The sequence below is a fragment of the Caproicibacterium amylolyticum genome (assembly GCF_014467055.1).
Taxonomy (GTDB): domain Bacteria; phylum Bacillota; class Clostridia; order Oscillospirales; family Acutalibacteraceae; genus Caproicibacterium; species Caproicibacterium amylolyticum.
In genome coordinates this window covers 790,643-803,414 of record NZ_CP060696.1, presented here as the reverse complement: position 1 = coordinate 803,414, position 12,772 = coordinate 790,643, and the positions used below count along the sequence as shown (strand labels likewise).

Below are 12,772 nucleotides of genomic sequence, written 5' to 3'. Positions count from 1 at the left end.
TGGTCCCTCCTGTTTATTTAATTTCACTCTGTGACTCTTCCGTATTTTCAGCAGCCTGTTCGGTTGTTTCATTTACTTTGTTTTTAATTAACGTATCTGGCTTTTGCGTCTCTGCAGAAAGCTCCTGCACAGCGTCATCTGTTACCAAATCCTCCGGAACTTTATCCACGATAGCGTTAAGTGCCATAATGCGCGGGCTGCCCCAACCGTTAAGGACCGTGCGGTTTCGAAAAACAACCAGCAGCACTGCGCTGAGGATGACCAGCACACCCGCCAGCACCTGCGAAACCCGCAGGGAAATGCCCGGCAGCAATAGGCTGTCTGTACGCAGCCCTTCTACAATGAAACGCTCCGCGCCGTACCAAAGCAGGTACAAAAGGAAAATCTGCCCGTCGTAGTGCCGCAGCTTTTTTGCAAAGAAGTGCAGCAGAATGAAGCCAAGCAGGCACCACATGGATTCATAGAAAAAGCAGGGGTGTACCGGCACGTTGCCAGTATTTTCGCTGACCATGCCCCACGGCAGATCGGTCTGTGTGCCAAACGCCTCCTGATTCACAAAGTTTCCCCAGCGGCCGATTGCCTGACCAATCAGGAATCCCAGAGAAGCAATGTCCAGCACGGAAAGAATTTTCTGCTTACAAATCTTTGCGGTAATGCAGCCGCCCAGCAGGCCGCCGATCACACCGCCGTAAATTGCCAGCCCGCCGTCATGAATACCAAAAATTTTAGACGGGTCTTTGATAAACATATCACCGGGGTAGAAAATGACATAGTAAGCACGCGCGCCGACAATTCCACAGAGGATGCCCACAATGATGCAGTTCATCAGTTTGTCAGGGTCAAGGCCAAACTTCGGCGCGCTTTTCATTGCATAAAGCACCGCCAGCAAAAAGCCGGCTGCAATAATAATACCGTACCAGTACACATGAAATGAACCGATACTGAACGCAATGCGATTCAGTTCCAGACTGATGCCCAGCCCGGGAAATTGAATATGATACATAATTTCCTCCACTTTCTGCTCCGCCGCAGTACAGCGGCAGGCAAATCAATCCGTTTCTGTACCCGCTATGTACCCTGAATTCCTTCAGGGCTTAATAATGGACAGCACTGCGTTTTGCTCGAGCATCTGCGCCTGCAGCCGTTCATTCATATTTGCAAGAGTGGTCTGCGCAACCGCCTCTACATCTTCCGCCACAGAACGTCCCGAAAAATAAGCGCCAATCAGGCTGTTCGCTAAGTTTTCCACACTGTTAAAGCCCGCGATGGCATGTCCGTAGACCGACTTTTTTGCATCTGCAAAAAGTGCCGGGTCAAGGCCGTTTTTCCGCGCATCGGCAAGCTCCTTCAAAATTTCTGCAGCAACAGTGTCCGGATCTTTCGATTCACCGCTGAAAACCACCGCCGCATAGCCGGGGCCTTCAAAGTATTCGCTGCCAAAGCTGGACTCGTTAATCAGTCCCGCGTCCAACAGGCGGCGGAACAGCGGTGAGGAATCACCGCACAGCGCTTCCATCAAAACTTCCGTCTGCGCCGACTGTGCAGTGGTTGCACGATGCTGTGCAGCTTCCTTAAATCCCATATAGAAAATCGGTGTGCCCACACTGCCCTTTTCGCAGACGCGGTGCTTCAGCACGTCCTGCCGTTCCGGCTCAAAGATGCGTTCCACCTGCACAGGCTCCGATGGCTGGAGCATCTTATCGCAGAGTGCCAGTACCTTCTCAATTTCCACATTGCCAACCACGCACAGCGCCATATTGTTTAGATTATAAAAAGTATGGTGGCACTGATACAGCAGTTCCGGCGTGATTTCCGCTATACTCTCCACAGAACCGGCAATATCCAGCTTTACCGGATGTTTTTCGTACATGGCAGAAAGCATATTGAACAGGACGCGCCAGCCGGGGTCATCGTCATACATCCGGATCTCCTGGCCAATAATGCCCTGTTCTTTTTGCACCGTTTGCTCCGTAAAGTACGGTTTTTGCACGAAGTCCAGCAGGATTTCAAGCGACTCATAAACATGGTCGGTGCAGGAAAACAAATAGCAGGTTTTGTCAAAAGAAGTGTAGGCATTTGCGTTGGCGCCGGTCTTTGCGTACTTTGCAAAAGAATCCATACCGTCTTCATTTTCAAACATTTTGTGTTCCAGATAGTGTGCAATGCCCGCAGGCACGCGGGTAACTTTCTGTTCATCCGAGCGACGGAACACATTGTCAATGGAACCGTAGTTTGTGCCGAAGACCGCGTAAGTTGAGTGGCTCTGCGGTTTCGGATAAACATATATCTGCAGACCGGACGGATGGCGCATCTCAAAATAGGATTCCCCGACCCGGTCAATTTTCACTTCATGCATTGAATTCAATTTGCAGCCTCCTCCTGCCCTTTCAAGCAGTAAACTGTATCCAGACGAACACCTTTCGCCGTGCTGATGATTTCTTCGCGGGTGGCTTTGCCGACCAACTGTGCATATTCTTCGGGTGTGTACACCTGTGCCGCGGCCGTCTGCGACAAATACCAGCCCTCCAGTGCTGCCAGCGAGTCCTCAACCGTATTGTAATTGTTCACCATGGAAAGCTTTGCTGCGGTGATGTCCGCATCCGTAAAGTTGCCCTCCTGTACCGCCTGCAGCTGTTCCAAAATTGCCTGTTCGGCTTTTTCCATATTGTCAAATTCCACACCACTCTGTACAAACATCAGTCCAAGCGTAGAGTTGTAAAGCGAACTGCAGTAGTAGCAAAGACTCATTTTTTCGCGGACATTCAGGAAGAGCCGACTGTTCGGTGTGCCGCCGAAAATCGCGCTCATCAGGCGCGCCGCGGGCACCAACTCCGGGTGGTTTTCCTGTGAGGTTTCCACACGCAGGCCAAGCACCATTTTTCCCTGCACCACGTCCTGATGCTCCGTTACGCGGGGAATACCCCCAATGCGGCCAAAACTTCTTGCTTGTGACAATGGCCCGTACTGCCGCTCGATCTCACCAAATGTTTTGGTGAAGGCATCCACGACTGGCTGCGGTTCAATATCACCAAGTACCAGAATTTCCACCTGCGCGGTCTTGAGCATGTGCTTCCACGCCACAGTCACTTCCGCGCGGGTCAGCGCCTGTACCGCTTCACGGGAGCCATAACGGCTGATGCCAAAAGGCTCTTCTGCACACATAATTTCGGTGCAGCGAGTCAGGGCATAAGCACGTTTATCACTGATTTCCGCATCAATCTGCTCCAGCGTCTGGCGCTGTTCCTGCAAAAAGTCGTCCTCACGGAAAAGGCCGTTTTCCAATACTGGGTCAAACAGCGCTGCGCACAGGACTTTGGTAAGTTCCGCGGTCAAATCTTCTTTTTCAAGGGCGTATCGGTTGGCAATGCCGCCGGCAGAAACTGTCATTACCTGCATATTGCCCAGCTTGCCCACATCCGCACCCAAAGACGCACCATACAGGGAAGCCATCTTGCGGCTCATCAGGGTAAAATCGGGATATTCGCGCGTGCAGCGGCTCAGCAGGTAAGGCAGCAGCGCATTTGCAGCGGCAGTGTCTTTTTGCAGAGGCAGCAGAAAATTGACTGAGATACGGAAAGTTTTAAACTTTGTATTGCGGACGCTTCTGAAATGGACACCATCGTGCAGGGTATACTGCTCGACTTTGTTCACCAAGCGGACCATCTCCTATTCAAAAAAGTGCGTATTCTTGCAGCTTAAAAGTACAGTTTATTATAGCACACACAATATGGTATGAAAAGCAATAAACTTCTGAATATTCTATGAATTTGTATATTATTTCACTTTTGCTTGCACAAAGCACCGCGCGCACCGGAAAATCTTTGCCATGTAAAAGCAGAACATTCAATTTTATGATTCTAAGCAGTATTTCTCAATCTATGCGCATTTGCACCCGAATAAATAGCAAAAACAGAGTACAGCCCTTTGCTGCACTCTGTTTCATTATTCCTTGTTTCGTTTGAATATCATTTGATTTTTGAAATCCATGGAGCATCTCCGCGCCTAAACAACTGCTACAGATAATTTTTATCCCGAATCGTATCCATCGGTGACCAGAAGCCAGGATGCTGATATGCGGCCATCTGTCCAACCCCTGCAAGTTTTTCATAAGGTTCTTTTTCAAGCATACTGCCACCATCCCCCAGATACTGAAAAACATCTGTAGAAAAAACGGCAAATCCAATGTTGACCCAGGATTGGTCAAACCGTGCTTTTTCTCGAAAGCCGCTGACAAGTCCCGACTGCTCATCCAGCTTCACCACACCGAACCTTCCTTCCGGCTTGGTAACAGAAATGGTCGCCGTTGTTCCGCTTTCACGATGAAAATGCAGCAGTTTTGAAATATCAACGTCACCAACACCATCTCCATAGGTCAGCATAAATGTATCGCCGTCTATGTACTTCTGCACTTGCAGCAGCCGACCTGCCGTCAGTGTTTCCAGACCGGTGTTTACCAGCGTTACTTTCCATGGTTCAACCGAGCCGGACAACCTTTCTACACTGCCATCCCTCAAATTCACGTGAACACTGGAATTCTTCATGTAGTAATCCACAAAATACTGCTTAATCATCTGCCCTTTGTATCCACAGCAAATAATGAACTCTGTATATCCAAATGATGCATACCAATTCATGATATGCCATAAAATTGGGCGGCTGCCGATTTCGACCATCGGTTTCGGCCGATAAGTGCTTTCTTCTGCAATGCGTGTTCCTTTTCCACCAGCCAAAATAACCACTTTCATATGCAACCCTAGTCTTTCCAATTTTTCCACGGGACCGTGCCGGAATCCCACAGCTGTACTACAAAATTTCTGTCACGCACAGTTTCCACCGGACACCAGAAGCCGCTGTGAAAATAGGCATCCGCCTCATGAGCCTCCGCCAGTTTGTTTAAGACATCATTTTCAAATGTTTCATGCTGCTGATTGGTATAAGCAAAAATACGCTTGTCTGTAACCATTGTGCAGGCATTTACCCACGCACCTGTACTGCTGCCGAACTGCTGGAATCTACCTTCTATTTCCCCGGATTTATCTATCGAAAGGGCTGCATTACGGCCAGTTGGCCTGGCAACGGCAGCCGTTAAAATATGACCACTTTCAGAATGTGCCTGCAGCAGTTTGTCTACTGCAATATCTGACAAACAGTCACCGTAGGTAATCAAAAAGGGTTCATCCCCTACGTAGTCTTTCACCTGCTGAACACGGGTCGCTGTAGTTGCAGTCAAACCTGTATCCAGCACAGTGACATCCCAAGGTTCCGTTACATGATTGTGTATTGTGGATCTATATTAAATAAGTGGACACCTGAAGTAACTATCAATTATAATTAAGTAGACACCCAAAAGGAGGCACTTACTCATGTCCACTGGTAAAACCGGAACCCGATATGACGAAGATTTCAAACGAACTCTCGTCAACCTTTATCAATCTGGCGGCAAATCACAAGCAGCACTCTGTAAAGAGTATGGCGTTTCTATCACCGCACTTGGCCGTTGGATTAAACAATACTCAATCGTCGAAACGGATGATGGCGAAATACTAACTGCTAAGCAGGTCAAAGACCTCCAAAAGCGTAATGCTCAGCTTGAGGAGGAACTCCTTATACTAAAAAAAGCGATTGCCATCTTCACGCCACACTCAAACAACGATTAGAAGCTATTCATAAGCTCCGTTTCCAACACAATATCAAGCTCCTTTGTAAGGTTCTTGGCGTTAATCGAAGTACTTACTATAAGCATTACAACACCGAACCGGCTGATCGTACAAAAGACAATCAAACGATTGCAAAGCTTATTCTTAAAATCTACGCAGATTATAACAAACGTCTTGGAGCTTACAAGATTACCTATGTTCTCCAGCGTGATTATGGCATTAACATCAGTGTCGGACGAGTGTACCGACTGATGAGGACTCTAAAACTTCCACGGATGTCCACCGAAAAACCTTATAAAAATTATAAGCATCGGGACAACGGCGAGTGTACCAACCACCTTCACCAGGAGTTCAATCAGCAAACTCCAAACATTGTCTGGGCAAGTGATTTCACATACATCAAAGTTGCCGGCAAATGGTATTATCTTTGTATTGTAATGGATTTATTTTCTCGCAAAGTCATCTCCTGGAACATATCAGGCAAGCCAGATGTCGACCTCGTCATGACTGCGTTCAAAAAAGCTTATGATAGAAGAAACTGCCCTTCTGGACTTATGTTTCATTCTGATCGAGGATCTCAGTATACTGCTTTTTCATTTCGACAGCTTCTAGATTCTCTTAATGTTGTGCAATCATTTTCCAAAAAGGGCTATCCTTTTGATAATGCTTGCTGTGAAAGTTTCTTCAAATATCTAAAAAAAGAAGAAACCAACAGGAAAGCTTATCACTCCCTACAGGAATTACAGTTGTCCATATTCCAATATATTGAAGGATACTATAACTCAAGAAGGCCTCATGGCTCTCTTCGAATGCTAACACCTAACGAGAAAGAAGAACTGTTCTGGAATCAGGCTTAATTCCTGTTTCCAGTATGTTTTCCCTAATTATTGTGTCTACTTACTTGACTATAGTTCAATTGTAACCTTGTTTTCCGCCAAGTTCACAGTAATATCAGACCTGTAGATATAATAATTCATAAAGTACTGCTTAATTAAGTCCGATTTATATCCAGCACAAATAATAAAGTCATCAATGCCATACTGTGCAAAATACTTCATAATGTGCCACAGCAGCGGCTTGCCTCCAATGTCCACCATTGGCTTTGGTACGCTCTGCGGTTCTTCGTTAATGGAACTGGGAAGTCCGCCCGCTAGGATTACAAGTTTCGTCATTATGTTCCTCACTTACTTCTGCGCTGAAGCAGCATCAAGTGCCTGCCGCAAATTTTGGAAATCAGCATCCTCCGGCATCAGCGCATCCCAGTTTCCCAGTTCTTTTAGTGCTTCTTGGGTCTTAGAAAAAGCAAAAAAACTGAAATCTGCAGTTTCTTAAAATAAATAAAATCAGCATTGCGAGAAAGCTGTGCAGATAGATTCAGCCCCAACGTAATCAGCGGCTCTGCATATGCATCCGGTATTTCTGCTTCCTGCTCCAGCAGAATTTCTATTTTTTCAAGTGCCTGTTCCGGCTCTCCGCGCAGAATTTCCCGTACAGGATCTGCAAGGAACAGAAGGAAATCCGCCTTTGCACCGACAAGCAGTGGAAACGCGGAAGCCACTGCCGCAAATGCATCATTAATAATCTCTGAATCCGGTGCTTCTCTTTTCAAATGCACCAACATTTGAAATGTCCTATCCACAGGCAGTGGCCGCTGCTGAAAGATAGAAAGTCCCGTTTGTTTGACAAAGTCAGCCATCTCTGCATCAGAAAACGCATCTTTTTGCTCTGAGACCCACTGTCCCATCGGATGAAACAGCTGCTCCTTTTCCGTCACAAGTATGTCTTCCTTGATCAGCTTTCGCGTTTGTACATTGGAGTAAATGTCAAGTACGCCGGCAAGTTTATCCTGCAGGCTGTTTTGTGAATTCATAAGGACGCGCAGCGTATCCCGTAAAGCAAAAAGGTAAACAGCCAACAAAAAGTCCTGATTTGTTTTGCTGATACTTCCTGCTTTTTTTATCAAAAAGTCACAGCCGGTATCAAACAGTATTCTGTCTGAGCGAATCCTGCCTTCTGTAAAACGATAAGAAGCAGACTTTGTAGAGATGTAGTATTTATGCAGGCATTCTGGCAGAATACCGATGCGGTCTGCTTTTGTGAAAGCCTGCAAACAAAAATATGTATCACTGCCATATATGATTTTACTGTCCGACTGCTGCTGACGCATCAGCGCTTGATGTGCATAACGCGCAGTTTTGTTTTTATAGAGTTTTCCCCAAATCGTTCTAACAAAAGGGTAGTAGGCCGGCAAAACCTTATCTATATTGTCGCAAGTTAATATGTATTGCTGTTCTGCCTTTTTTTGCCCAATACACTCACCGGTTTTTGCATCACTATAGTAGCTGCCGCTTGCCACAGCATCCAAATCATATTTCTTCATGAATGCAAGAGATTTTTCCAAAAATTCCGGCAGGTACTCATCATCGGCATCCAAATTACAGAAATAATCCTCATCTTCATTTTGTTTCGCAATTTCAGGTGTTATTTTTCCCAATATGTAAGGATCATTACACTGACATGTTATTGGAATAATTCTCTTATCTCTGCCAGCATACTTTCTAATAATTGCACCTGTACCATCACAAGAACCATTATCAATCAGATAATAAATTAAATTCGTATATGACTGAGATAGCACACTGTTAATTGCTCTTTCTATGGTTTGTTCAGCATTATAAGCCCATGTAGCTACAATTACTTTCATTTTTCCATTGGTTCCTCAATCAATCTTACTTCCTGCTGGGCTGCAGGATATCTTTTTACATGGTCTGCGTTCCACCAAATACAAATACGGCACGACTGAGCAGGATGTTCATAAAACTGACGAATCGTATTTTTCTTTTGTTCAAGTGAAATATCGCTTCTATCAAGATCTACATAATCTTCTTCAGCAGGTTTATTAACCCCCAGTTCTGTCATAAAACAAGAATTGGGGCAACTGTACAGTTTACCATTAAAGCAATGCATGTTTTTCATTTTTGCCTGTACACAGGAGAAACTTACCTTGTGCAATGCTTCCTCAGAGCCTTTAAACTCTTGAAATTTTGTATTATCTATCCAGCCTTCAAAATACTGAGATTCTCCATTATAGCCTTTGCAAATATAAGGAATATTAGCTTTGTCGCAAATTTCCATCATCTCATCGCGCTTATAAGAATATTCACCATAATCACTAATCATAATTTCACAGTTTTTACCGTACTTTTTTAATACTTCTATTTCGGCCGGTCTAGGTGCAATGGTAGCATTCGTCATTAATATTAATTTATCAAATTTTGATTTATATTTCAATGTATATTCATAGACTTCTGCCATGTCATCACGGATAAATATCTCTCCACCAACAAATTGTATCCACTTTATGTAATCAAACAATTCAAACAGTCTATCTATATCCTGCTTCAATTTATCGATTGGTATATCATAAGGATGTTTAAACCTATTCATATGGTTACAGCAAAGTTTACAGTTTAGAGTACATCTTAGGGTCGGAACAACTGCTAAACGCCGAGCGACCAAGGGCTGCTGTGACATTGTAAAATCCCTCCATAAACATAAACTAAAAAATCAAAGCACATACATAACAGTTTCATTTTTTCCGGCCGTATAATGTCGCAAAGAAAAATGATAATGACTATAATAATTGTTTATTAGCTGCGGCAGTACAAAAATATCCTGCGGTTTATGATAAACACATATTTCCAACTTGGGATGTACAGTTGATACCACATTTTTAGCACCCAATAGAGCTTCCTTTTCCGAGCCTTCAATATCCATCTTAATGGCCGTTGGTAAATGGTGGTTATCGCTGTTTCCAAAGAATGAATCCAAAGATGTCATTTCAATAGATTCAGAACCTATATTTGAAACTTCTGACGAGCTGCTTGCTGAATTAAATAACATTTTTCCAGGTTGATTCCATAAGCCCATATTTATTAATTCAACATTCTTGTACGTCTCCAAATTTTTTTTGGCACGTTCAAAATTTGCTTTGTCCGGTTCAAATCCATAGATATAAGCGTACTTTGAATCCATTTTTTCAATAAATTTTAAAGCCGTATCTCCTATGTAACAGCCACAGTCTGCAAAAACTTCATGGTCAGAAAAGCGCATTACGTCTTGATCAAAATATTGATTTTCAAAAGGAGAGTGTGCCATTTCACAATAGAACAAATAACTTTTTAACCGCTGCAAAATAATTTTTTTCGAAATTTCATCTTCAAAGAAGTTATATGCCCATTCGTAGCCATCATAATATTTCATAAAATCACTTAAACTATACAGCTCATACTTACTATATCTTTGAAAAACATTTTCTGGGGAAAATCCCATATCCAAGGTCTGACGATAGATGGTATCATTAAACTGATCACATACAGAAACCACAACAACCGCATTTCTGTAATTACTGGCTAATTGCTGTGGGGAAATAATCGGTAGGTGAAATTTTTCACTTATACCAACCTTAAAGTTATCACAGAACGCAACAACATTTCCTTGTGCCTGCCGCAAACTTTCTGCGATTAAGTTTCCAACTGCTCCGTATCCAAAAACCACAATCGGCGGATCTTCATTTTTAATTTTCTCCATGAGTTTATCTATAGGATGGGAACGATATTCTTCCTCAATCTTAGCAAATTCCGCTTCAAAAGTGTTCATTCTTTTTCCTCTCTATTCAACACATATTGGCTCATCCAGTTAATTTCAAAGTCAGTAATGTAGGGACTTTTTAGAAATTCATTCTGATGCAGCAGCAGTTCTTTTTTCATAAATGCCAGCTGTCCTTTGCATGATACAAGCTGATACCTGTTGATTTTTTCTACCATACTGATCATATAAGACCATTCGCTGTACAAAGAAAGCTCTGCCAGCTGCGGCAGTACCTGAGATATATACTCCGTTCTCTGCCGAAAAGCGCTTAAGTACTCTTTGAGCTGAGTCGGATTCAGCAAATAGTGTTTCGTTGCCGCGCTGGAATTATTGCCTGGGTGACGATAAAATGTATATTTTGGAATACCCTGTGCCACAACCACTTCTGCATTGGCAAAGCAGCGATATGTAGTAGAAATATCATCGTAGCAGCCATCCGATAAAAAATGGATTTTATGAAATAGACTGTGTTTCAGCAGCTTTGTCGGCATCGCCGCATTGTAACGGATTCGCTGCAGAAATGCCGCTGTGGCCTGCTGTGCATCCATAACATAAAGTTCCGAGTAGGCATACACCCCGTTCGGTGTGATTTTCCCGTTCTCTTCTTTGTTGGAGCCACAGACTGCTATGTCCGCATGATAATTTTCTGCAAGCGAATACAGGAATTGAAGCATGTCCGATTCCGCATAGTCATCGTCATCAATAAATGTAATGTACTTACCGCTGGCTGCATTCAGCCCTGTATTGCGGCCGCTTCCAATGTTCCCGCGTGCAGTGTGGATTACCTGCACGCGGCTATCCGCCTTTGCAAACACATCTGCAATCTGGCCACTGCGGTCACTGGAACCGTTATCTACGATGATAAATTCAAAATCAGCAAAAGTCTGATTTAAAATACTGTTCACCGCACGTGCAACCAGATTTTCTCGATTATAAGTAAGCATAATTACACTGATTTCAGGCATGATGTCACTCCCAGATATCATTCCGTTTCATTTAACCTGCTGAAAAAGTCTTCTTAATTATTATAGTCGCACTTTACAGAAGGTAATGTAACATTTTTTAAGACTTTCATCGTTCTTTCAGCAAAATGTAACACAATTCGTTGTTATTTTATTATAAACTGATAGCAAAAGATGTCAAGTTTATATTTATTTTATAAAATTGTTTCCAATTAATTTCCTACACATTAAAAAATATTTCTACACAAAAAGGGCTGCTGCACTACAGATGAAAGCAGTGCAGCAGCCCTTTTTCAATTAAGTATGTTTAAGTATGATTGACACGCATCCGATCACTGCCAAAAGCATCCGCAAGCAATTCACCAAGACAGCGCCTCTGTACGCCGTCCTGTCCGTCTGCAAGGTAGATTGGAAACTCCGGCCCGCAGAATTCGGAGATAAACTGGCGGCAGATACCGCACGGCGGGCAGGGTGCATCCGGCTCCTGTCCGCCCGGCGCACCGGCAATGGCAATCGCCTCAAAACTGCGCGCACCACTGCTGACCGCACCGGCAAATGCGGAACGTTCCGCACAAATTGTTGCCCCATACGAGCTGTTTTCGATATTGGCTCCCAGAAAAACGCGCCCGTCCGTTGTCAGCAGTGCCGCACCCACCCGAAAATTAGAGTACGGCGTATAAGCATTGCTACGAGCACGTTTCGCAGCTTCCAGCAGTTCCTTCGGTTCCATTTCCAATCCTCCCTGCATTTTTGTTTATGACTTACACTTACTTTATAAAATCTTTGCTTTTAAAGCTTTAATCAGAATACCCTTTTCAGAAAACATTTTTTCGTGCTCGGTCATTACGTTATCTTCACTGTGCAGCGCATGCAGATCCTGCGTCTGTTCCAGAATCTCAAATCCAGCCTCCGGCAGATACCGCAGGGTAGCTGCAAAAAGTGGATCGTCATCCGTTTTGAACCACAGCTCAGCACCCGGTTCCAGCAGTGGGCGGTACAGCGCCAACAGGCGCGGGTGTGTCAGTCTGCGCTTGTGGTGCCGGGGCTTCGGCCACGGATTGCAGAAATTAATATAGAGTCGGGAAATTCTGTCCTGCTCCCCCATAATATCCGGCAGCCGTTCAATATCGTATGCGGTCAGCGCCACATTATCCACCGGTTTGTCCTCAAATGCCTGCTCAATCAGCCGTTTGCCCGGGGCAAGCACTGTGTCTTTCATGTCTATTCCCAGGTAATTGATCTCCGGATGCCGGGGCGCAAGTCCGGCAAGAAACCAGCCCTTGCCGCAGCCCAGTTCCACGTGCAGCGGCTGGCGGCGTGTGTACCACCCCAACCACTGATTTTTCATCTGCTGCGGATGCCGCAGAAAAAACGGGCAGGCATCCAGTTCCGGTCCGGCCCACGGCTTTGCTCTCATTCTCATTTTGCTTGTGTTTCCTCCTGCTGTATCGGTCTGCACGGGCTTTCGGGCAAAAAAGGAGAAAATTCAGAAACATTCGCTGA

The 12,772-nt window shown here is 44.6% G+C and carries 13 protein-coding genes; 1 reads left to right on the top strand and 12 read right to left on the bottom strand.

Translation table 11 applies throughout. The features are described 5' to 3' along the window. Positions 1–13 precede the first annotated feature (13 nt). The 5 genes from lgt to H6X83_RS03575 form a co-directional block, all read right to left on the bottom strand. Positions 14–1,003, bottom strand: a complete 990-nt coding sequence (gene lgt / locus H6X83_RS03595) for a prolipoprotein diacylglyceryl transferase (protein WP_212507793.1) — start codon at positions 1,001–1,003, stop codon at positions 14–16. Positions 1,004–1,087: 84 nt separating this feature from the next. After that, positions 1,088–2,356 (bottom strand): EF-P 5-aminopentanol modification-associated protein YfmH, encoded by a 1,269-nt coding sequence (gene yfmH / locus H6X83_RS03590; protein WP_212508483.1) that lies wholly within the window; start codon positions 2,354–2,356, stop codon positions 1,088–1,090. A 5-nt stretch (positions 2,357–2,361) separates the two neighbouring features. Further along, positions 2,362–3,651, bottom strand: a complete 1,290-nt coding sequence (yfmF, locus tag H6X83_RS03585) for an EF-P 5-aminopentanol modification-associated protein YfmF (RefSeq protein WP_246419597.1) — start codon at positions 3,649–3,651, stop codon at positions 2,362–2,364. Between the two features lie 362 nt (positions 3,652–4,013). Then, positions 4,014–4,745 (bottom strand): glucose-1-phosphate cytidylyltransferase, encoded by a 732-nt coding sequence (rfbF, locus tag H6X83_RS03580; RefSeq protein ID WP_212507791.1) that lies wholly within the window; start codon positions 4,743–4,745, stop codon positions 4,014–4,016. Between the two features lie 8 nt (positions 4,746–4,753). After that, positions 4,754–5,245: a glycosyltransferase family protein gene (locus tag H6X83_RS03575; protein ID WP_212507790.1), complete on the bottom strand. Its 492-nt coding sequence runs from the start codon at positions 5,243–5,245 to the stop codon at positions 4,754–4,756. A 118-nt stretch (positions 5,246–5,363) separates the two neighbouring features. On the opposite strand from H6X83_RS03575, the gene H6X83_RS03570 reads away from it, so the two are divergent. Further along, positions 5,364–6,514, top strand: a protein-coding gene (locus H6X83_RS03570; protein ID WP_246419068.1) for an IS3 family transposase whose coding sequence is annotated in 2 segments (ribosomal slippage) — positions 5,364–5,622 and positions 5,622–6,514 — 1,152 coding nt in all. Because the reading frame shifts where the segments join, the coding sequence is not laid out codon by codon here. A 48-nt stretch (positions 6,515–6,562) separates the two neighbouring features. Here H6X83_RS03570 and H6X83_RS03565 read toward each other — a convergent pair. The 7 genes from H6X83_RS03565 to trmB all read right to left on the bottom strand — a co-directional run bounded on the left by H6X83_RS03565 (position 6,563) and on the right by trmB (position 12,692). Continuing rightward, a complete protein-coding gene (locus tag H6X83_RS03565) occupies positions 6,563–6,829 on the bottom strand; it encodes an NTP transferase domain-containing protein (RefSeq protein WP_212507789.1) in 267 nt (88 codons plus the stop codon). A gap of 104 nt (positions 6,830–6,933) precedes the next feature. Next, positions 6,934–8,361, bottom strand: a complete 1,428-nt coding sequence (locus tag H6X83_RS03560; RefSeq protein WP_212507788.1) for a glycosyltransferase family 2 protein — start codon at positions 8,359–8,361, stop codon at positions 6,934–6,936. Beyond that, complete coding sequence (locus H6X83_RS03555) at positions 8,358–9,191, bottom strand: radical SAM family protein (RefSeq protein ID WP_212507787.1); 834 nt, start codon at positions 9,189–9,191, stop codon at positions 8,358–8,360. Before H6X83_RS03555 ends, H6X83_RS03560 begins: the two co-directional genes overlap by 4 nt. A gap of 33 nt (positions 9,192–9,224) precedes the next feature. Then, positions 9,225–10,316: an FkbM family methyltransferase gene (locus tag H6X83_RS03550; RefSeq protein ID WP_212507786.1), complete on the bottom strand. Its 1,092-nt coding sequence runs from the start codon at positions 10,314–10,316 to the stop codon at positions 9,225–9,227. After that, entirely contained in the window at positions 10,313–11,272 is a 960-nt protein-coding gene (locus H6X83_RS03545) for a glycosyltransferase family 2 protein (protein WP_212507785.1), read from the bottom strand. The genes H6X83_RS03550 and H6X83_RS03545 overlap by 4 nt, the downstream gene beginning before the upstream one ends. Before the next feature lie 304 nt (positions 11,273–11,576). Then, positions 11,577–11,999, bottom strand: coding sequence for a cytidine deaminase (cdd, locus tag H6X83_RS03540; RefSeq protein ID WP_212507784.1), 423 nt, complete (start codon positions 11,997–11,999; stop codon positions 11,577–11,579). Positions 12,000–12,041: 42 nt separating this feature from the next. Beyond that, positions 12,042–12,692, bottom strand: a complete 651-nt coding sequence (trmB, locus tag H6X83_RS03535; RefSeq protein WP_212507783.1) for a tRNA (guanosine(46)-N7)-methyltransferase TrmB — start codon at positions 12,690–12,692, stop codon at positions 12,042–12,044. Between the last annotated feature and the right edge of the window lie 80 nt (positions 12,693–12,772).

Coding starts and splice junctions, on each gene's coding strand:
- lgt (WP_212507793.1), bottom strand. CDS start 1,003: ATGTATCATATTCAATTTCCCGGGCTGGGCATCAGTCTGGAACTGAAT.
- yfmH (WP_212508483.1), bottom strand. CDS start 2,356: ATGCATGAAGTGAAAATTGACCGGGTCGGGGAATCCTATTTTGAGATG.
- rfbF (WP_212507791.1), bottom strand. CDS start 4,745: ATGAAAGTGGTTATTTTGGCTGGTGGAAAAGGAACACGCATTGCAGAA.
- H6X83_RS03565 (WP_212507789.1), bottom strand. CDS start 6,829: ATGACGAAACTTGTAATCCTAGCGGGCGGACTTCCCAGTTCCATTAAC.
- H6X83_RS03560 (WP_212507788.1), bottom strand. CDS start 8,361: ATGAAAGTAATTGTAGCTACATGGGCTTATAATGCTGAACAAACCATA.
- H6X83_RS03555 (WP_212507787.1), bottom strand. CDS start 9,191: ATGTCACAGCAGCCCTTGGTCGCTCGGCGTTTAGCAGTTGTTCCGACC.
- H6X83_RS03550 (WP_212507786.1), bottom strand. CDS start 10,316: ATGAACACTTTTGAAGCGGAATTTGCTAAGATTGAGGAAGAATATCGT.
- H6X83_RS03545 (WP_212507785.1), bottom strand. CDS start 11,272: ATGCCTGAAATCAGTGTAATTATGCTTACTTATAATCGAGAAAATCTG.
- cdd (WP_212507784.1), bottom strand. CDS start 11,999: ATGGAACCGAAGGAACTGCTGGAAGCTGCGAAACGTGCTCGTAGCAAT.
- trmB (WP_212507783.1), bottom strand. CDS start 12,692: ATGAGAATGAGAGCAAAGCCGTGGGCCGGACCGGAACTGGATGCCTGC.